General features: G+C 60.8%; 15 protein-coding genes. 6 read left to right on the top strand and 9 right to left on the bottom strand.

What is annotated here, in order from left to right:
- Positions 1–11: 11 nt before the first annotated feature.
- Both cysD and cysG read right to left on the bottom strand, forming a co-directional pair.
- Positions 12–920, bottom strand: a complete 909-nt coding sequence (gene cysD / locus ACJ8QI_RS16740) for a sulfate adenylyltransferase subunit CysD (protein ID WP_442532837.1) — start codon at positions 918–920, stop codon at positions 12–14.
- A 22-nt stretch (positions 921–942) separates the two neighbouring features.
- Entirely contained in the window at positions 943–2,373 is a 1,431-nt protein-coding gene (cysG, locus tag ACJ8QI_RS16735) for a siroheme synthase CysG (RefSeq protein ID WP_442532836.1), read from the bottom strand.
- Positions 2,374–2,634: 261 nt separating this feature from the next.
- On the opposite strand from cysG, the gene ACJ8QI_RS16730 reads away from it, so the two are divergent.
- Complete coding sequence (locus tag ACJ8QI_RS16730) at positions 2,635–3,705, top strand: aminopeptidase (protein WP_060422571.1); 1,071 nt, start codon at positions 2,635–2,637, stop codon at positions 3,703–3,705.
- A gap of 55 nt (positions 3,706–3,760) precedes the next feature.
- On the opposite strand, the gene ACJ8QI_RS16725 is transcribed toward ACJ8QI_RS16730, so the two are convergent.
- The 3 genes from ACJ8QI_RS16725 to cysJ form a co-directional block, all read right to left on the bottom strand.
- Complete coding sequence (locus ACJ8QI_RS16725; protein ID WP_442532835.1) at positions 3,761–4,495, bottom strand: phosphoadenylyl-sulfate reductase; 735 nt, start codon at positions 4,493–4,495, stop codon at positions 3,761–3,763.
- A 61-nt stretch (positions 4,496–4,556) separates the two neighbouring features.
- Positions 4,557–6,272, bottom strand: a complete 1,716-nt coding sequence (gene cysI / locus ACJ8QI_RS16720) for an assimilatory sulfite reductase (NADPH) hemoprotein subunit (protein WP_038871907.1) — start codon at positions 6,270–6,272, stop codon at positions 4,557–4,559.
- On the bottom strand, positions 6,272–8,074 hold the full coding sequence (gene cysJ / locus ACJ8QI_RS16715) for an NADPH-dependent assimilatory sulfite reductase flavoprotein subunit (RefSeq protein WP_060422522.1): 1,803 nt from the start codon (positions 8,072–8,074) through the stop codon (positions 6,272–6,274). Before cysJ ends, cysI begins: the two co-directional genes overlap by 1 nt.
- Positions 8,075–8,510: 436 nt before the next feature.
- Here cysJ and queD point away from each other — a divergent pair, with 436 nt between their 5' ends.
- Positions 8,511–8,870, top strand: a complete 360-nt coding sequence (gene queD / locus ACJ8QI_RS16710; RefSeq protein WP_004932638.1) for a 6-carboxytetrahydropterin synthase QueD — start codon at positions 8,511–8,513, stop codon at positions 8,868–8,870.
- A gap of 30 nt (positions 8,871–8,900) precedes the next feature.
- Here the strand turns inward: queD and queE are convergent, their stop codons facing one another.
- On the bottom strand, positions 8,901–9,572 hold the full coding sequence (gene queE / locus ACJ8QI_RS16705; protein ID WP_336843627.1) for a 7-carboxy-7-deazaguanine synthase QueE: 672 nt from the start codon (positions 9,570–9,572) through the stop codon (positions 8,901–8,903).
- A 327-nt stretch (positions 9,573–9,899) separates the two neighbouring features.
- Here queE and ACJ8QI_RS16700 point away from each other — a divergent pair, with 327 nt between their 5' ends.
- From ACJ8QI_RS16700 to ACJ8QI_RS16685, 4 genes are all read left to right on the top strand, one after another.
- Positions 9,900–11,240: an MFS transporter gene (locus tag ACJ8QI_RS16700; protein ID WP_442532834.1), complete on the top strand. Its 1,341-nt coding sequence runs from the start codon at positions 9,900–9,902 to the stop codon at positions 11,238–11,240.
- A gap of 375 nt (positions 11,241–11,615) precedes the next feature.
- Positions 11,616–13,307, top strand: coding sequence for a urocanate hydratase (gene hutU / locus ACJ8QI_RS16695; protein WP_041033306.1), 1,692 nt, complete (start codon positions 11,616–11,618; stop codon positions 13,305–13,307).
- A complete protein-coding gene (gene hutH / locus ACJ8QI_RS16690) occupies positions 13,304–14,839 on the top strand; it encodes a histidine ammonia-lyase (RefSeq protein WP_025301604.1) in 1,536 nt (511 codons plus the stop codon). The genes hutU and hutH overlap by 4 nt, the downstream gene beginning before the upstream one ends.
- 102 nt (positions 14,840–14,941) lie before the next feature.
- Positions 14,942–16,336: an amino acid permease gene (locus ACJ8QI_RS16685; protein ID WP_087762922.1), complete on the top strand. Its 1,395-nt coding sequence runs from the start codon at positions 14,942–14,944 to the stop codon at positions 16,334–16,336.
- Positions 16,337–16,452: 116 nt separating this feature from the next.
- On the opposite strand, the gene eno is transcribed toward ACJ8QI_RS16685, so the two are convergent.
- The 3 genes from eno to mazG form a co-directional block, all read right to left on the bottom strand.
- Entirely contained in the window at positions 16,453–17,748 is a 1,296-nt protein-coding gene (gene eno, locus ACJ8QI_RS16680) for a phosphopyruvate hydratase (protein WP_038873548.1), read from the bottom strand.
- Between the two features lie 81 nt (positions 17,749–17,829).
- Positions 17,830–19,467 (bottom strand): glutamine hydrolyzing CTP synthase, encoded by a 1,638-nt coding sequence (gene pyrG / locus ACJ8QI_RS16675; protein WP_225529081.1) that lies wholly within the window; start codon positions 19,465–19,467, stop codon positions 17,830–17,832.
- Positions 19,468–19,815: 348 nt separating this feature from the next.
- Entirely contained in the window at positions 19,816–20,610 is a 795-nt protein-coding gene (mazG, locus tag ACJ8QI_RS16670) for a nucleoside triphosphate pyrophosphohydrolase (protein ID WP_033649234.1), read from the bottom strand.
- Positions 20,611–20,649 lie beyond the last annotated feature (39 nt).

The raw sequence follows: 20,649 nt of genomic DNA, 5'->3' as shown, positions 1-20,649 counted from the left end.
CCGGTGGCTCCTTAGAAATACCCTTGACGCTTTTTCAGCTCCATCGAGCCGGACTGATCGCGGTCGATCATCCGCCCCTGGCGTTCACTGGTGGTGGAGACCAGCATCTCTTCGATGATCTCCGACAGGGTTTGCGCCTGCGAATCCACCGCGCCGGTCAGCGGCCAGCAACCCAGGGTGCGGAAACGCACCATCCGCTGGCTGATCACTTCCCCCGGCTGCAGATCGATGCGATCGTCGTCCACCATCATCAGCATGCCGTCGCGTTCCACCACCGGGCGCGGTTTCGCCAGGTACAGCGGCACGATGTCAATCTTTTCCAGGAAGATGTACTGCCAGATGTCCAGCTCGGTCCAGTTCGACAGCGGGAAGACGCGGATGCTCTCCCCTTTGTTGATCTGGCCGTTGTAGTTGTGCCACAGCTCCGGCCGCTGGTTTTTCGGATCCCAGCGGTGGAAGCGATCGCGGAACGAATAGATGCGCTCTTTGGCGCGCGATTTCTCCTCGTCGCGCCGCGCACCGCCGAAGGCGGCGTCGAAACCGTACTTGTTCAACGCCTGCTTCAGGCCCTCGGTCTTCATGATGTCGGTATGCTTGGCGCTGCCGTGCACGAACGGGTTGATGCCCATCGCCACCCCTTCCGGATTTTTATGCACCAGCAGCTCGAAGCCGTACTCTTTCGCGGTGCGATCGCGGAACTCGTACATTTCGCGGAACTTCCAGCCGGTATCGACGTGCAGCAGCGGGAACGGCAGCGTGCCGGGGAAGAACGCCTTGCGCGCCAAATGCAGCATCACGGAAGAGTCTTTGCCGATGGAATACAGCATCACCGGGTTGGCGAATTCAGCGGCGACTTCACGGATGATATGGATACTCTCCGCCTCCAATTGCCGCAAATGAGTGAGTCGTTTTTCGTCCATAACAGGTCCTTAAAAGCCTTGCCTATGCCAAATTCACGACGGCCGGGCGCACGGCCCCTTCCGTCTGCGATTGATGCCCGAACCAGGCGATTTGATGGTGCAGTTCCACCACTTCGCCAATCACCAGCAGCGCCGGCAGCGGCGCCCGTTGGGCCAGATGTTCCAGTTGATCCAGCGTGCCGATCTGCACCTGCTGATCGGCGCGCGTGCCGCGGCTGATCACCGCCACCGGCGTATCGGCAGCGCGGCCGTGGGCGATCAGGCGTTGGCTGATGTCCGCCGCCTTCATGGTGCCCATGTAGATAGCCAGCGTCTGCCGCGCCCGGGCCAGATCGGCCCAGTCCAGGCCATCGCCGTCGGGGCGGCAGTGGCCGGTGATAAAGGTCACGCTCTGCGCGTGGTCGCGGTGCGTCAGCGGAATGCCGGCGTAGGCGGTCGCCCCCGCGGCGGCCGTGACGCCCGGCACCACCTGGAACGGAATGCCGGCGGCGGCGGCTACCTGCAGCTCTTCGCCGCCCCGGCCAAAGATGAACGGGTCGCCGCCCTTGAGGCGCACCACGCATTTGCCCTGCTGCGCCAGCTCCACCAACAGCCGGTTGGTCTCTTCCTGGATCACCGAGTGCGCGCCGGCGCGCTTGCCCACGCAGATGCGCTCGGCGTCGCGGCGCACCAGATCGAGGATCTCGCCGCTGACCAGATGGTCATACAGCACCACGTCCGCCTGCTGCATCACCTGCAGCCCGCGCAGGGTCAACAGCCCCACGTCGCCCGGCCCGGCGCCCACCAAGGCTATCTCACCCTGCGCGCCTTCATCGCCTGCGGCGAAGCTTTGCAAATCCTGCTCAAGCTGCCGCTCCGCCTGCGCCGTCTGGCCGTTGGCCACCAGCGTGGCGAAACGGCCGCCGAAGGTTTTCTCCCAGAAACGGCGACGCTCGCCGATCGAGGCCAGCCGCTGTTTGACCTGGCCGCGCCAGCGGCCCGCCACCTGCGCCATCTGCCCCAAACTGGCGGGCAGCAGCGCCTCCAGCTTTTCGCGCAGCAACCGCGCCAGCACCGGCGCCTGGCCGCTGGACGATACGGCCACCACCAGCGGCGAGCGATCGATGATCGACGGGAAGATGAACGAGCAGCGCGGCTGGTCGTCCACCACGTTGGCCAACACCCGGCGTTTATCCGCTTCGGCAAACACCGCGGCGTTCAGCGCGTTGTCGTCCGTGGCGGCGATAGCCAGAAACACATCGTCCAGCTGCGGCGGGTCAAAGGTTTTCCCCAGCCAGAGCAGTTGCCCTCGCTGACGTTGTTGTTCCAGTTCCGGTGAGAGCGACTGCGCAACTATCCGTATTTCAGCCCCGGCGCGCTGAAGCAGATCGACTTTGCGCGCAGCCACGTCACCGCCGCCAACGACCAGCACCGGACGTTGTTTCAGATCGGCGAATATTGGTAGATAGTCCACAACAGCCTTTTCATATAACAGAAAGATAGTGTGACTATACGGGCTGAGATTTAGCCTCTGAAATGACGAAAAGGAATGATTAGTTCCTTTATGGAATATAGGCCGCAACGCCAGAGGCAAACGGTGATAACTGCGGCGGCGGTTTGCGCATTCGCGCGAAAATTAAGAGACGGGGAAATTGTGTAATGCCGCCCGGCGTCTCATACTGGGTGCCGCAGAAAAATGATCGGCAGCGCCGATAGCAAAGAAGGATTTTTCGGTATGTTTTCCCGTTTTTACCTGAAGACCAGCCTGCTGGCCCTCGCACTCGGCGGCGTCTTCAGCGTTTGTGCCGCACAGCCCGCAAAAGACGCGCCAATGGGCCGTTTCGCCGCCGAACAGACCCGCCACATCGCCACTTACTTCCCCGGCCGCATGGCGGGCAGCCCGGCCGAATTGCTCACCGCCGACTACCTGAAGCAGCAGTTCGCCAAGATGGGTTACCAAAGCGACATTCGCAGCGTCAACACACGCTACCTCTACACCAGCAAAGACGGCAAGAAGAACTGGAACAACGTCACCGCCAGCTCGGTGATCGCCGCCCGCAACGGCGACAGCCCGAAACAGATAGTGATCGTCGCCCACTTCGACACCTACACGCCGCAGAGCGACGAAGATTTGGATAACAACCTCGGCGGCCTGACGCTGCAGGGCGTCGACGACAACGCCTCCGGCATCGGCGTGATGCTGGAACTGGCGGAGCGCCTGAAAAGCATCCCCACCGCCTACGGCCTGCGCTTCGTCGCCACCAGCGCCGAAGAGCTCGGCTCGCTGGGCGCACAGAACTACCTGCAACGCATGAGCGCGGAAGAGAAAAGCAACACCGTGCTGGTGATCAACCTCGACAGCCTGATCACCGGCGATCGTCTGTACTTCAACGCCGGGCGCAACACGCCGCCGCAGATGGCGAAACGCTCCCGCGATCGCGCGCTGGATATCGCCCATCGCTACGGCATCGCCGCCGCCAGCAATCCGGGCAGCGCACAGCATCCGAAGGGCACCGGCTGCTGCTCCGATCAAGAGGTATTCGACGCCGCAGGCATCCCGGTGCTGTCGGTGGAGGCCACCAACTGGTCGCTGGGCGACAAGGACGGCTACCAGCAGCGCGCCGTCAGCCCACACTTCCCGCAGGGCATCACCTGGCACCGCCCGCAGTATGACAACCTGCAGTACCTGGATCGCTACCTGCCGGGGCGGATCGACAAACGCAGCCGCGACAGCGTGCAGATCCTGCTGCCGCTGATCAAAGAGCTGGCGCAGGCGCACCCGCCGAAAGCACAGAAGAAAAAGTAGCCCGCAAAAAAACAGGGCCCAGCATTGCTGAGCCCTGTCGTGTGATTCGCCTCGTTTAGCCTTCGTGCAGGCCGCACTCGCGCTTCAGCCCGAAGAAACGCGTCTCTTCCTCGCTCATACCCGGTTCCCACTTCTGGGTGGTGTGGGTATCGCCTACCGACAGGTAACCCTGCTCCCACAGCGGGTGATAGTTCAGCCCGTGCTCGGTCAGATACTGGTAAATCTTGCGGTTGTCCCAGTCGATGATCGGCAGGATCTTGAACACCCCGCGCTGCACCGCCAGCACCGGCAGATTGGCGCGGCTGCCGGACTGCTCGCGCCGCAGGCCGGCGAACCAGCTCTGTGCCCCCAGCGTCTCCAGCGCGCGGTTCATCGGTTCGACCTTGTTGATCTGGTTGTACTTTTCAATCCCTTCCACGCCCTGTTCCCACAGCTTGCCGTAGCGCGCCTCTTGCCAGGCGGGAGACTGTTCGGCGCGGAACACCTGCAAATTCAGCTTCAGCTGGTCGGTCAGTTGATCGATAAAGCGGTAGGTTTCCGGGAACAGATAACCGGTGTCGGTCAGGATCACCGGGATATCCGGCCGGATGCGCGTCACCAGGTGCAGACACACCGCCGCCTGAATGCCGAAACTGGACGAGAGTACGAACTCGCCGGGCAGATGCTCCAGCGCCCATGCAACGCGCTGTTCGGCGCTGAGGGTCTCCAGTTGGCCGTTGACCACCGCCAATGCCAGCGCCTGCCCGGATTTGGGCAACGCGTTCAGCGCCACCAGATCGAATTCAGCCATGTTGTCTCTCCTGCTACTTGAAATTACCTGTGCGGCCCCTCTGCCCAGGGGCCGCCCGGCCTCACTCCCAGAAATCTCGCGCCGGATCCAGCACCGGTTTGACGATGCCCGCGCGAACGGTGAAGTCGCCGAAGCCTTCGCCGGCGTTGCGCTCCTTCGCCCAGCGCCCCACCAACAGGTCGATCTCGCTCAGGATCTCGTCTTCGTTGATGTTCTCGCGGTACATGCGCGGAATGCGCGTGCCTTCGCGGTTGCCGCCCAAATGCAGGTTATAGCGGCCGACCGCCTTGCCCACCAGCCCCAGCTCCGCCAGCAGCGCGCGGCCGCAGCCGTTCGGGCAGCCGGTGATGCGCAGCACGATATGCTCGTCGCCCACCCCGTGCCGATGCATGATCCCTTCCACCTTGGTGACGAACTGCGGCAGGAAGCGCTCGGCCTCCGCCATCGCCAACGGGCAGGTCGGGAACGATACGCAGGCCATCGAGTTCTTGCGTTGCTCGCTGATCTCGTCGTCGATCAGGCCATGATCGCGCGCCAGGGCTTCGATCTTTGCCTTCTCGCTTTCCGGCACGCCGGCGATGATCACGTTTTGGTTCGCCGTCAGACGGAAGTCGCCTTTATGGATCTTGGCGATCTCCGCCATGCCGGTCTTCAGCGGGCGCCCCGGATAGTCCAGCAGGCGGCCGTTCTCGATAAACAGCGTCAGGTGCCACTGATCGTCGATGCCCTTCACCCAACCGATGCGATCGCCGCGGCCGGTGAATTCATACGGCCGGATCGGCGCGAAGGTGATGCCGGCGCGCTTTTCCACTTCGGCGCGGAAAACGTCCACCCCGACACGTTCCAGCGTGTATTTGGTTTTGGCGTTCTTGCGATCGGTGCGGTTGCCCCAGTCGCGCTGCGTGGTCACCACGGCCTCCGCGACCGCCAGCGTATGTTCGAGCGGAATGTAGCCGAACTCGCTGGCCTGGCGCGCGTAGGTTTTCTTGTTGCCGTGCTCGATGGACAACCCGCCGCCCACCAGCAGGTTGAAGCCTACCAGCTTGCCGTTTTCGGCGATCGCCACGAAGTTCATGTCGTTGGCGTGCAGATCGACGTCGTTCTGCGGCGGGATCACCACCGTGGTTTTGAACTTACGCGGCAGGTAGGTCGGCCCCAGAATCGGCTCTTCGTCGGTAGTGGCCACCTTCTCCTGATCCAGCCACACCTCGGCGTAGGCGCGGGTGCGCGGCAGCAGGTGTTCGGAGATCTTCTTCGCCCACTCGTAGGCTTCCTGATGCAGCTCGGACTCCACCGGGTTGGAGGTGCACAGCACGTTGCGGTTCACGTCGTTGGCGGTCGCCAGCGCGTCCAGCCCCAGGCGGTTCAGCAGCTGGTGCACCGGTTTGACGTTGCCTTTCAGAATGCCGTGAAACTGGAACGTCTGGCGGTTGGTAATGCGAATGCTGCCGTACAGCGTGCTCTCCTGCGCGAACTTGTCGATGCCCAGCCACTGCTGCGGGCTGATGATGCCGCCCGGCAGGCGGCAGCGCAGCATCATGGCGTGGCGCGGCTCCAGCTTCTGCTCGGCGCGTTCAGCGCGAATATCGCGGTCATCCTGCTGATACATGCCGTGAAAACGGATCAGCAGGAAATTGTCGCCGTTGAAGCCGCCGGTCAGGCCGTCGTTCAAATCTTCGGCGATGGTGCCGCGCAGGAAGTGGCTCTCCTTCTTCATGCGCTCCGCATCGGCCAGTTTGCCTTCGACTACCAAAGGCCCGGGGTGTTTATCACTCATCAGTAAACATCTCGCTGATAACGGCGCTCAAGGCGCAGCTCACTTAAAAATTCATCCGCCTGCTCGGTATCCATGCCACCGTGCTCGGCCACCAGTTCCAGTAATGTGTTTTCCACGTCTTTCGCCATGCGATTGGCATCGCCGCAGACGTAAATGTGCGCGCCTTCCTGAATCCAGCGCCACACTTCCGCGCCCTGTTCGCGCAGTTTGTCTTGTACGTATATTTTATGTTGTTGGTCGCGGGACCAGGCCAGATCGATGCGGGTCAGCAGGCCGTCTTTCACGTAGCGCTGCCATTCGACCTGATACAGGAAATCTTCGGTGAAGTGCGGGTTGCCGAAGAACAGCCAGTTCTTGCCGCCGGCGCCGTCGGCGTCGCGCTGCTGCATAAAGGCGCGGAACGGCGCGATGCCGGTGCCCGGGCCGATCATGATCACCGGCGCTTCCGGATTGGCCGGCAGGCGGAAGTTGTCGTTGTGTTCGATAAACACCCGCACGTCGCCGTCCTCCTCCAGGCGATCCGCCAGGAAGCCGGAGGCGCCGCCGCTGCGGGCGCGCCCGTCGATGTCGTAACGCACCACGCCCACGGTGATGTGCACTTCGCTTTCGTTCTCCGCCTGCGAAGAGGCGATGGAGTACAGGCGCGGCGTCAGCGGGCGCAGCAGACCGACCAGCTGTTCGGCGCTCAGGTCCGCCGGCGCCTGACGCACCATGTCGACGATCGGCGTGTTGTGCGCATAGTGCTGCAGCGCGGCTTTATCCGCCAACAGGCCGATCAGCGTTTCATCGCGCGACAGCGCGGCGTATTTATCGACGATCGGCGTGGTGTTCTGCGTCAGCTCGAAATGGCTGCGCAGCGCCTGCGCCAGCGGCAGGGTTTGCCCTTCCACCTCGACCGGCTCGTCGCCTTTCAGCCACAACAGCTGCACCAGTTCGTCCACCAGCGCCGGATCGTTGTCGAACCATACGCCGAGCGCATCGCCCGGCTGATAGCGCAGGCCGGAGTCGCCCAGATCGATCTCGATATGGCGCACGTCTTTATCCGACGCGCGGCCGGTAATTTTCTGATTGACCGCCAGTTGGGCGGTGAGCGGCTGTTCCTTGCTGTACGGGCTGCTGTCGATCAGATCGACCGCGCCGCTGGCCAACACGCCCGGCGCGGCGCTTTCCGCCGGCGCGCGCGCCTTCAGCACCGATACCACCTGTTTACGCCAGGCGGCGGCCAGTTCCTGGTACTCCACGTCGGCATCCACGCGCTCCACCAGGCGCTCGGCGCCCAGCTCGGCCAGCTTGCCGTCGAAATCCTTACCAGACTGGCAGAAATTCTCATAAGAGGTATCGCCCAGCCCGAACACCGCAAAAGCGGTATCATTCAGCTTCGGCGCCTTCTTCGAGAACAGGAATTTATGCAGCGCCACCGCTTCTTCCGCCGGTTCACCCTCCCCCTGCGTCGAGGCGACGATCACCAGCAGGCGCTCTTGGGCTATCTGCTTGAACTTGTAGTCGCCGGCGCTGATCAGCGTGGCGCTCAGATTGGCGGCCAGCAGATCGTCGCGCAGCTGCTCCGCCAGGCGGCGCGCATTGCCGGTCTGCGAAGCGGAAATGATGGTGATGCCGGCGGCAGCCGCAGGGGCGACAGGCGCAATGGCCACGGCTCCGGGCTGTTGATTGACCATGCCCCAAAAATAGCCGGACAGCCACGCCAGCTGCGTCGGCGAATAGTCGCCGATCGTCGCCTGCAGGCGCGCCAGCTGTTCGGGCGTCAGCGGGAGCAAAGATGTTGGAGGAGCCTGAGTCGTCATTGCTGTACTTATTTCCTATACTTAGCGCCTTTCCTGCCAGGCGCGCGCCAGTGTCAGTCGCTGTCTCTTCGCTGCGTCGGGTGTGCGGAAAAGATCAGGAGAGTTTGTAAGGTTACCGAGCAGAATAGCAACGATTAAATAAGGGATAGCAATAAATCATAACCAAAATGACTAAGCTGTTTTTCTGGTAAGGGATAACGCTTAAACCGTTAAACAAAGTTTTTTATCCAGATGAAATTAAAGCGCTTTTTTTCATCGTTTTTTCACCGTTCAACATTTCGGCTCATTACCCCAGCCGATAGGTGCCGCAAACACCAAACAAAAAAAGTGTTAACCGGGCGCGGCTATCGCGGCGCTAGACCATAACGGTATAAATGGCAAGCAGACGCGCTTTCCGGTACTATGCGGCGGTTTTTGAGTCAATGAGGCCGTAATAATGGCAACCACGCTGTTTAAAGATTTTCAGTTTGAAGCCGCACACCGTTTGCCGCACGTGCCGGAGGGCCATAAATGCGGCCGCCTGCATGGGCATTCGTTTATGGTGCGTCTGGAAGTGACCGGTGAAGTGGACCCCCACACCGGTTGGGTGATGGATTTCGCCGAGCTCAAGGCTGTGTTTTCCCCGATCTGGGAGCGGTTGGATCACCATTATCTGAACGATATTCCAGGATTGGAAAATCCCACCAGCGAAGTGCTCGCCGCCTGGATTTGGCAGCAGCTCAAGCCCCAGTTGCCGGAACTGACTGCGGTGATGGTGAAAGAGACCTGTACTGCGGGATGCGTATATAAAGGTTAAAAGAAAGGGCGCCGCAAAGGCGCCCTGATTTTAGGCGATGTTCAGATACTTGTGGGTCTGCATCGACAACCGCCAGTTGCGCGCGATGCAGGTTTCGATGCACAGGCGGGTCGCCTCTTCTTTCTGGCTGATCGGCTGCAGCGCAATAATCCGTGCCTTGTCGTCCTGCAGCGTCGCCAGCAGCGCGTCCAGCGCCTCGATGTCGCGCTCGCGCGCCACCGGATGCTTCACCTCGTCGGCGCGCCGCAGCGCCTGATCCAACACCTTCATGCCGCCGCGCATATTCACCTTCGGCGAAACCGTCACCCAGGTGTTGGCGGAACAGCGAATGTCGTGGGTGCCGCTGGTCTCAATCTGGCAGCCGTAGCCATGCTGTTCGAACAGCTCGGTCAGCGGCGTCAGATCGTAGATACAGGGTTCACCGCCGGTGATCACCACATGGCGCGCGGTGTAGCCCTGCTGGCGCATTACCGCCAACAGCCGTTCGGCGGTGGCGTTGCCCCAGGCGTCGCTCTCTTCTGTTTTGACCAGGATCCGTTGCAGGTCGACTTCCCGATGGGCTTCCTTTTCCCAGGTATGTTTGGTGTCGCACCAGCTGCACCCTACCGGGCAGCCCTGCAGGCGGATAAAAATGGCCGGCACGCCGGTGAAAAAGCCTTCGCCCTGCAAGGTTTGGAACATCTCATTGATCGGGTACTGCATCGGTTTCTCAATCTGGAAAAGTAAAAAGCGATTATCGCAGATTCCGGCCCGCCGACCAAACGGCCAAAATTGTATTAAATTTTATTCTCCGCGCCGCCGCCAGCATATCCCACCGCCAATGGCGCTCATTTAATTTGTGAGTCGTGCTTTGGCCTTTCATCCGCGGTGCAACCTGCTCCACAGAAAACAACACGCAGTTAACAAATAAGATAATTATATTTGACATAAAGCGCCGACGCGCAGATGTATATACAAGCAAACACAAGCCGAGCGCCAGTTTCGGCCACGTTCCATCCATCACGACTACATCTGCGTTTAGAGGGTGCCATGACTCATTCCACCAGCGAGTTGAACATTCAGCAGGCCATCGACGACAGCAAGTTTTCGCTGTTTCACTGGACCCTGATCATTCTCGGATTCCTGATCCTCGCCATCGACGGTTTTGATACCGCCGCCATGGGCTATATCGCCCCCTCGGTCGCCAAAGACTGGGGCATCGTCAAACAGGATCTGGGGCCGGTGCTGAGCGCCGCGCTGCTGGGGCTGTCGCTCGGCGCGCTGATCGCCGGGCCAATCTCCGACCGCATCGGCCGCAAGCGCGTGCTGGTGTTTTCCTGCCTGTTCTTCGGCCTGTCGAGCCTGGCCACCGCCTACGCCGGCTCGCTCAATAGCCTGACGCTGTGGCGTTTCCTCACCGGCCTCGGGCTGGGAGCGGCGATGCCCAACGCCATCACGCTGATCTCCGAATACGCGCCGCAGCGTTGCCGTTCGCTGGCGATCAATACCATGTACTGCGGCTTTCCGCTGGGCGCGGCCGGCGGCGGTGCCATTTCATCGTGGCTGATCCCGAGCTACGGCTGGCACAGCGTGCTGTTGCTCGGCGCCATTGCGCCGCTGGCGTTGACGGTCTTGCTGATCCTGCTGCTGCCGGAATCGGTCAAATATATGGTCAACCGCGGGCAGGATGCGACGAAGATCAAGCGCATCGCGCAACGCTTCGTCAGTCAGAGCCTTGATGGTGTAACGCGTTTTTACCTGTACGAAGAGAAGCTGACGCAGGCCAAGACCAGCGTCGGCCTGCTGTTCAGCCGCCCTTACCTGCTCGGCACGCTGATGCTGTGGGTGACCTACTTCATGGGGCTGGTGATCTACTACGTGTTGCTGAGCTGGATGCCAATCCTGATGCAGGGGCTGGGCTATCAGCTGGAACAGTCGGCGATGCTCACCTCGCTGTTCACCTTCGGCGGCACGCTCGGCATTTTGGTAGCCGGCTGGCTGATGGATCGCTGGAATGCGCACAAGGTGGTCTCGAGCGGCTTTGTCGTCACCGCCCTGCTGATCGTGGCGATGGCGACCGAAGACAAGCAGATCGTATTGTTGGGCGCCTTCATCTTCCTGATGGGCGTCACCATGAACGGTGCGCAGTCCGGGCTGCAAACGCTGGCGGCCACCTTCTACCCCACCCACAGCCGCGCCACCGGCATCGCCTGGATGCAGGGCATCGGCCGCTTCGGCGGCGTCGCCGGCACCATGATGGGCGCCCAACTGCTGGCGATGCAATGGGAAGTGCAGAGCATCCTGATGTTCCTGTGCGTACCGGCGCTGATCGCCGCCATCGCCACGGTGTGCAAGATGAGCCGCAAACCGATGCTGCAACCGGCCGCCTGAGCCTGGCAAGCCCGCCCACGGCGGGCTTTCTTCCCGCGGTGATAGGGCTTGTTTATCCTCCGCCGTCAACTGTAATCAGTCTGTAAAAATATTGTGACTAGCCGCCCAAAAATGAGTCATTTTTAATTCATTTTTGCCGAACAGCTCACTTTTCTCCGGCTTTCCGTACCTGAGGCCGGCGATGAAAAATCGCATATCAACCTGATATAAAAAGAAAATAACTTTTTCTTATGCCACTTTTCAGCGGCAACTGGTCAGTGTTGCATATGCTTGTACATACAAGTATATGTTAATAAGCCCTACGCATTGTTATGCCGTGGTACTCATCCCCACCGCGGCATGGAATCTGCACCGATACTGTTTGAGGAAACTGCTGTGACTACAAATAACAAAGTTCGCAATGTCGATGTACGCGCGCCACGCGGCACACAATTAAACGCAAAAAGCTGGCTGACCGAAGCGCCGTTACGCATGCTGATGAACAACCTCGATCCTGAAGTTGCGGAGAACCCACACGAGCTGGTGGTGTACGGCGGCATCGGCCGCGCCGCACGCGACTGGGATTGCTACGACAAGATCGTCGAAACCCTGAAAACGCTGGAAGAAGACGAAACCCTGCTGGTGCAGTCCGGCAAGCCGGTCGGCGTCTTCAAAACCCACAGCAACGCCCCGCGCGTGCTGATCGCCAACTCCAACCTGGTGCCGCACTGGGCGACCTGGGAACACTTCAACGAACTGGACGCCAAAGGCCTGGCCATGTATGGCCAGATGACCGCCGGCAGCTGGATCTACATCGGCAGCCAGGGCATCGTTCAGGGCACCTATGAGACCTTCGTCGAAGCGGGCCGCCAGCATTACGACGGCAGCCTGCAGGGCCGCTGGGTACTGACCGCCGGCCTGGGCGGCATGGGCGGCGCGCAGCCGCTGGCCGCGACGCTGGCGGGCGCCTGCTCGCTGAACATCGAATGTCAGCAGAGCCGCATCGATTTCCGCCTGAAAACCCGCTACGTCGATGAGCAGGCCAACGATCTGGATGACGCGCTGGCTCGCATCAAAAAATACACCTCAGAAGGCAAAGCCATCTCCATCGCCCTGTGCGGCAACGCGGCGGAAATTCTGCCTGAGCTGGTTCGCCGCGGCGTGCGCCCGGACATGGTCACCGATCAGACCAGCGCCCACGATCCGCTGAACGGCTACCTGCCGAAGGGCTGGAGCTGGGAAGAGTATCGCCAGCGCGCCCAGACCGAGCCGGCTAAAGTGGTCGCCGCCGCCAAGCAGTCGATGGCCGATCACGTCAAAGCCATGCTGGCCTTCCAGCAGATGGGCGTGCCGACCTTCGACTACGGCAACAACATTCGCCAGATGGCGAAAGAAACCGGCGTCGACAACGCCTTCGACTTCCCGGGCTTCGTGCCGGCCTACATCCGTCCGCTGTTCTGCCGCGGTATCGGGCCGTTCCGCTGGGCGGCGCTGTCCGGCGATCCGCAGGACATCTACAAAACCGACGCCATGGTGAAAGAGCTGATCCCGGATGACGAACACCTGCACCGCTGGCTGGACATGGCGCGCGAGCGCATCAGCTTCCAGGGCCTGCCGGCGCGCATCTGCTGGGTTGGCCTTGGCCAGCGCGCCAAGCTGGGCCTGGCGTTCAACGAGATGGTGCGCCGCGGCGAACTGTCCGCCCCGATCGTCATCGGCCGCGACCACCTGGATTCCGGCTCCGTATCCAGCCCGAACCGTGAAACCGAAGCGATGAAAGACGGTTCCGATGCGGTTTCCGACTGGCCGTTGCTGAACGCCCTGCTGAACACCGCCAGCGGCGCCACCTGGGTTTCCCTGCACCACGGCGGCGGCGTCGGCATGGGCTTCTCCCAACACTCCGGCATGGTGATCGTCTGCGACGGCACCGACGAAGCCGCCGAGCGCATTGCCCGCGTCCTGCACAATGACCCGGCTACCGGGGTCATGCGTCACGCCGACGCCGGTTACGATATCGCTATCGACTGCGCCCGTGAGCAAGGCCTGAACCTGCCGATGGTTGCCGCGACCCAAGGAGAAAAAGCATGAAAGCGCTGACTATTCGCCCAGGCAAACTGACGCTGGCCCAGCTACGCGACGTCTATCAACACCCGGTGACGCTGACGCTGGACGACAACGCCTACGGCCCTATCCAACAGAGCGTGGCCTGCGTGGAACGCATCGTTGAAGAAAACCGCACCACTTACGGCATCAACACCGGATTTGGCCTGCTGGCTTCGACGCGCATCGCCCGCGACGATCTGGAAAACCTGCAGCGTTCGATCGTGCTGTCACACGCCGCCGGCGTGGGCGAGCCGACCGACGACAACCTGGTGCGCCTAATCATGGTGCTGAAGATCAACAGCCTGTCGCGGGGCTTCTCCGGCATTCGTCTGGAAGTCATTCAGGCGCTGATCGCGCTGGTCAACGCCGAAGTTTATCCGCATATTCCGCTGAAAGGCTCCGTCGGCGCCTCCGGCGACCTGGCGCCGCTGGCGCACATGAGCCTGGTGCTGCTGGGCGAAGGCCAGGCGCGCCATCAGGGCCAATGGCTGCCGGCGACCGAAGCGCTGGCCAAAGCCGGCCTGAAACCGCTGACGCTGGCGGCGAAAGAGGGCCTTGCGCTGCTGAACGGCACCCAGGTCTCCGCCGCCTTCGCGCTGCGCGGCCTGTTCGATGCCGAAGATCTGTTCGCCGCCGCGACCGTGGCGGGCAGCCTGACGGTGGAAGCGGCGCTGGGCTCCCGCAGCCCGTTCGATGCGCGTATCCACGAGGTGCGCGGCCAGCGCGGCCAGATCGACGCCGCCCTCGCCTATCGCCACCTGCTCGGCGCGCGCAGCGAAGTCTCCGACTCGCACCGCAACTGTGAAAAAGTGCAGGATCCTTACTCCCTGCGCTGCCAGCCACAGGTAATGGGTGCCTGCCTGACGCAGATCCGCCAGGCCGCCGAGGTGCTGGAAATCGAAGCCAATGCCGTCTCCGATAACCCGCTGGTGTTCGCCGAACAGGGCGACGTGCTGTCCGGCGGCAACTTCCACGCCGAACCGGTAGCGATGGCCGCCGATAACCTGGCGCTGGCGTTTGCCGAAATCGGTTCGCTGTCCGAACGCCGCATCTCGCTGATGATGGACAAGCACATGTCGCAGCTGCCACCGTTCCTGGTGGAGAACGGCGGCGTGAACTCCGGCTTCATGATCGCCCAGGTGACCGCCGCGGCGCTGGCCAGCGAAAACAAAGCGCTGGCGCACCCGTCGAGCGTCGACAGCATTCCGACCTCCGCCAACCAGGAAGACCACGTTTCCATGGCGCCGGCCGCCGGTCGCCGCCTGTGGAGCATGGCGGACAACGTGCGCGGCATTCTGGCGGTCGAATGGCTGGCCGCCTGCCAGGGCCTGGATTTCCGCAACGGCCTGAAGACCTCGGAAGGTCTGGAGCAGGCGCGCCGTCTGCTGCGCGAGCATGTCAGTTTCTACGACAAGGATCGTTTCTTCGCCCCCGACATTGAAGCCGCCAGCCAACTCTTGGCGGCCGGTCACCTGACATCGCTGCTGCCTGCGGCGCTGCTGCCTAGCCAGGCATAATCATCACACTCTGAATCACGCAGTTTGTTCTGCCCCGCCGGGTGCGTTCCACCCGGCGCGGGCAGCGCGTGCCTGTTCGGCAAACACTTAACGGGAAGCAACATGCGTAACGAAACGACACAACTCAGACGCGGACTAAACGCGCGGCACATCCGTTTCATGGCTCTCGGCTCGGCGATCGGCACCGGCCTGTTCTACGGCTCCGCCGGCGCCATCCAGCTGGCCGGCCCGGCCGTGCTGCTGGCCTACCTGGTGGGCGGCGCGGCGGTGTTCATGGTGATGCGCGCGCTGGGTGAAATGGCGGTGCATCAGCCGGTTTCCGGCTCGTTCGGCCACTACGCCAGCCACTATCTCGGCCCGCTGGCCGGGTTCCTCACCGGTTGGACCTACACCTTCGAAATGGTCATCGTCGCCCTGGCGGACGTCACCGCCTTCGGCATTTATATGGGGCTGTGGTTCCCGGAGGTCGCCCAGTGGGTCTGGGTACTCAGCATCATTCTGTTTATCGGCGCGCTCAACCTGTGCAGCGTCAAGGTATTCGGCGAGCTGGAGTTCTGGCTGTCGCTGGTCAAGGTCGCCGCCATCGTGGCGATGATCGTCGGCGGCGCGGCAGTGATGCTGTTCGGCTTCGGCCAAACCCAGCACGCCACCGGTATCAGCAACCTGTGGCAGCACGGCGGCTTTATGCCTAACGGCATCGGCGGCGTGGTCGCGTCATTGGCGGTGGTGATGTTCGCCTTCGGCGGCATCGAGATCATCGGCATTACCGCCAGCGAGGCGAAAGACCCCGCCAAAGTGCTGCCGAAAGCGATCAACGCCGTGCCGGTGCGCATCCTGCTGTTCTACGTGCTGACGCTGACGGTGCTGATGGCGATCTATCCGTGGAACAGCATCGGCCAAAACGGCAGCCCGTTCGTGGAGATCTTCAGCAACCTCGGCATCAGCTCCGCCGCCAACGTGCTGAACGTGGTGGTGATCACCGCCGCCATCTCGGCCATTAACAGCGACATCTTCGGCGCTGGCCGCATGATGTACGGCATGGCGCAGGACGGCCAGGCGCCGCGCAGCTTCACCAAACTGACCGCCAGCGGCGTGCCGTGGATGACGGTGCTGGTGATGTCGATCGCTCTGCTGCTGGCTGTGGTGCTCAACTACCTGATCCCGGAGAAGGTCTTCATGATCATCGCCTCGATCGCCACCTTCGCCACCGTCTGGGTGTGGCTGATGATCCTGCTGTCGCAGATCGTCATGCGCCGCACGCTGTCGCCGGAGGAAACCCGTCAGCTGAGCTTCCCGGTGCCGTGGTGGCCAGTGGCGCCGGCATTGGCGACCGCCTTTATGGCATTTGTCATCGGCCTGCTCGGCTACTTCGAAGAGAGCCGCATCGCGCTGTACGTCGGGCTGGTGTGGATCGCTTTACTCACCGTGGCTTACTGGCTGTGGGTGCGCAAGAAAGGCGGCGGCTCGCCGGTGAGCGCGGCAACGCAGCAGATGTAACGCTCGCTTCTGATAAAACCCGCTGCGGCGGGTTTTTTATTGCGCTTTTGGCCAAACGCCGGCCATAAAAAAACCCGCCGCAGCGGGTTTTTATTTAACAACCGAATCGGTCGAACTTACTGGCCTTTAACTTCTTTCAGGCCGTTGAACGGCGCACGGTCACCCAGCGCTTCTTCGATACGGATCAGTTGGTTGTATTTGGCAACGCGGTCAGAACGGCTCATGGAACCGGTTTTGATCTGGCCAGCCGCAGTCCCTACCGCCAGGTCAGCGATGGTCGCGTCTTCGGTTTCACCGGAACGGTGAGAGATCACCGCGGTGTAGCCAGCGTCTTTCGCCATCTTGATAGCAGCCAGGGTTTCGGTCAGAGAACCGATCTGGTTGAATTTGATCAGGATGGAGTTAGCGATGCCTTTCTCGATGCCTTCTTTCAGGATCTTGGTGTTGGTCACGAACAGATCGTCGCCCACCAGCTGGATTTTGTCGCCCAGAACTTTGGTCTGGTAAGCGAAGCCCGCCCAGTCGGATTCATCCAGGCCGTCTTCGATAGACACGATTGGGTACTGTTTGGTCAGATCTTCCAGGAAGTGAGTGAACTCTTCGGAAGTGAAGGCTTTATTGCCTTCGCCGGCCAGCACGTATTTACCGTCTTTGTAGAATTCGGAAGCCGCACAGTCCATCGCCAGGGTCACGTCTTTGCCCAGCTCGTAGCCCGCCGCTTTTACCGCTTCAGCGATAACCGCCAGCGCTTCGGCGTTGGAACCCAGGTTTGGTGCATAGCCACCTTCGTCGCCCACGGCGGTGTTCATGCCTTTGGCTTTCAGAACTTTCGCCAGGTGGTGGAACACTTCAGAACCGATGCGCACCGCTTCTTTCAGGGTTTTCGCGCCAACCGGCTGAATCATGAATTCCTGAATGTCGACGTTGTTGTCAGCGTGCTCGCCGCCGTTGATGATGTTCATCATCGGCAGTGGCATGGAGAATTTGCCTGGGGTGCCGTTCAGTTCAGCGATGTGCTCGTACAGCGGCATGCCTTTAGAGGCTGCGGCCGCTTTCGCTGCTGCCAGGGAAACCGCCAGAATGGCGTTGGCGCCGAAGTTGGATTTGTTCTCGGTGCCGTCCAGATCGATCATGATCTTGTCGATGTTCGCCTGGTCTTTGGCATCTTTACCCAGTACTGCCTGAGCAATCGGACCGTTTACTGCAGCAACGGCTTTCAGTACGCCTTTACCCAGGAAACGAGACTTGTCACCGTCACGCAGTTCCAGCGCTTCGCGGGAACCGGTAGAAGCACCTGACGGCGCAGCAGCCAGGCCTACGAAACCGCCTTCCAGATGAACTTCGGCTTCAACAGTCGGGTTACCGCGGGAGTCGATGATTTCACGACCGATGACTTTAACGATTTTGGACATTAGGTTTTCCTCAGTACAAGTTAAACTAAAACTCCAGACAAACAGCGCGCGGTTCTCACCGCGCGCCGCCTACCAAATATTTTATTTCACCTGGCGCTTCTGATGCTCGCCTGCGGCTTTCACGAAGCCGGCGAACAGCGGATGCCCATCACGCGGCGTAGACGTAAATTCCGGGTGGAACTGACAGGCTACAAACCACGGGTGATTCGGCAGTTCAATGATCTCTACCAGCTTGTTGTCGGCGGAACGACCGGCGACACGCAGCCCTGCGGCTTCGATCTGCTTCAACAGCATGTTGTTAACTTCGTAACGGTGACGGTGACGCTCGACAATGGTCGGTTCGCCGTACAGCTGACGCACCAGGCTGTTGTCGCTCAGGTGGCACTGTTGGCCACCTACGCGCATCGTGCCGCCCAAATCGCTTTCTTCGCTGCGCACTTCGACGTTGCCGTCTTCGTCGCGCCATTCGGTGATCAACGCCACCACCGGGTACTTACAGTCTGGCATAAACTCGGTGGAGTTGGCGTTTTCCATACCCGCCACGTTGCGAGCGAACTCCATCAACGCCACCTGCATGCCCAGGCAAATGCCCAGGTAAGGAATGTTGTTCTCGCGCGCATAGCGTGCGGTCATCACTTTGCCTTCCACGCCGCGGTAGCCGAAGCCGCCTGGGATCAGGATCGCGTCCAGCCCTTTCAGCACTTCCACGCCGCGGGTTTCCACGTCCTGCGAATCGATCAGCTTGATGTTTACGGTCAGACGGTTTTTCAGCCCGCCGTGCTTCAGCGCTTCGATCACCGACTTGTAGGCGTCCGGCAGCTCAACGTATTTGCCGACCATACCGATGGTCACTTCGCCGCCCGGATTGGCTTCTTCGTAGATCACCTGTTCCCATTCGGCCAGGTTGGCTTCCGGTGCGTTCAAGCTGAATCGTTTACAAATATAATCGTCCAGCCCCTGAGATTTCAATAGGCCTGGGATTTTATAAATAGAATCAACGTCTTTCAGAGAGATAACCGCTTTTTCCGGCACGTTGCAGAAAAGCGCGATTTTAGCGCGTTCGTTAGCAGGAACCGCGCGATCGGAACGGCAAATCAGCACATCCGGCTGAATACCGATGGAAAGCAGCTCTTTTACGGAATGCTGGGTCGGCTTGGTTTTCACTTCACCAGCTGCCGCCATGTACGGCACCAGCGTCAGGTGCATGTACAGAGTGTGCTCGCGGCCCACTTCCACCGCCATCTGACGGATGGCTTCGAGGAACGGCAGCGATTCGATATCGCCGACGGTGCCGCCGATTTCCACCAGCACCACATCGTGGCCTTCGCCACCTTCGATGATGCGCTCTTTGATCGCGTTGGTGATGTGCGGAATGACCTGCACGGTCGCACCCAAATAGTCGCCGCGGCGTTCTTTACGCAGCACGTCGGAGTAGATGCGGCCGGTGGTGAAGTTGTTGCGACGCGACATTTTGGTGCGGATGAAGCGCTCGTAGTGACCCAAATCCAGATCGGTTTCTGCGCCGTCTTCGGTGACGAAAACTTCCCCATGCTGAATCGGGCTCATGGTGCCCGGATCCACGTTGATGTACGGGTCCAGTTTCATGATGGTAACGTTGAGGCCACGGGCTTCAAGAATAGCCGCCAGAGAGGCTGCGGCAATGCCTTTACCCAGAGAGGATACGACCCCGCCGGTCACAAAAATATAATTAGTTGTCATGCTGAACCTGAGAGTTTAGGTTTAAAGACGATGGAAGAACCAGGACGGGAAAGTAGTATACCCGAACCTCTCCTGACCTACAAACGATCGTTTTGCTGTCCATCATCTCGGCCGCCCTCCCGTGTTCATCAGGGTTTACTCCGCCGGCGCCGCCTAAACCCTCCAGGTAAAACAAAGAGTTAGCAGAGAAAATTTCTTTTTACCGCCCCTCAGGATCGATAAAACGCCTTAGATTTCAGTTTGTTGCCCTTTTGCTGTCGCCGGCAGCCATGCGCCTCTAACCTGACCGAAAGCTTAACCGTTTCAGCTTGAGCGAACCTTGTCGGCGATCAACATTGTCGCGGCGATTCAACTTTCCTGACGTTTCACCTGCTGCCAGGCCTCTTCCATCTGCTCCAGCGTGGCGTCTTCAAGCCGCAGCCCGCTTTGCTGGACAATCTCTTCCACCTGGCGGAAGCGGCGCTCGAACTTGCGGTTCGCCGCCTGAAGCGCGTTCTCCGCCTTGTGGCCTAAATGGCGCGACAGGTTCACCGTGGCGAACAGCAGATCGCCGATCTCCTCTTCCAGCTTGCTCTCGTCGACCACCGCCTGGCGGGCTTCGTGCATCACTTCGTCGATCTCTTCGTACACTTTGTCCAGCACCGGGCCCAGGGTATTCCAGTCGAAGCCGACCGAGGCGCAGCGTTTCTGGATCTTGTGCGCTTTCATCAACGCCGGCAGCGCCTGCGGAATATCGTCCAGCACCGAGTGCAGCGCTTTCTCGGCGCGCTCACCGGCCTTCAGCTGCTCCCAGCGCGCCGCCACGGCTTCGCTGTCTCCGCCCTCGGCGTCGCCGAAGATGTGCGGGTGACGGCGCTCCAGCTTGTCGCTGATGGCGGTACACACCTCATCGAAATCGAACAGCCCCTGCTCCTGCCCCATTTGCGCGTAGAACACCACCTGAAACAGCAAATCACCCAGCTCGTCGCGCAGATCGGCGTAGTCCTGCCGCTCGATGGCGTCCAGCACTTCGTAAGTCTCTTCCAACGTATAAGGCGCAATGGTGGCGAAGGTTTGCTTGCGGTCCCACGAGCAACCGATCTGCGGGTCGCGCAGCGTTTTCATGATGTTCAGCAGACGCTGCAGCGGAGTGGATTGGGTCATAAAAAATCTCTGAGAAAGCATGGGGGCGCAGGGGAGCGC

Source organism: Serratia sp. CY84636 (assembly GCF_052166245.1).
GTDB classification, from domain to species: domain Bacteria; phylum Pseudomonadota; class Gammaproteobacteria; order Enterobacterales; family Enterobacteriaceae; genus Serratia; species Serratia nevei.
The sequence above is the reverse complement of the archived record's forward strand: the minus strand, read 5'-3'. Positions and strand labels throughout refer to the sequence as shown.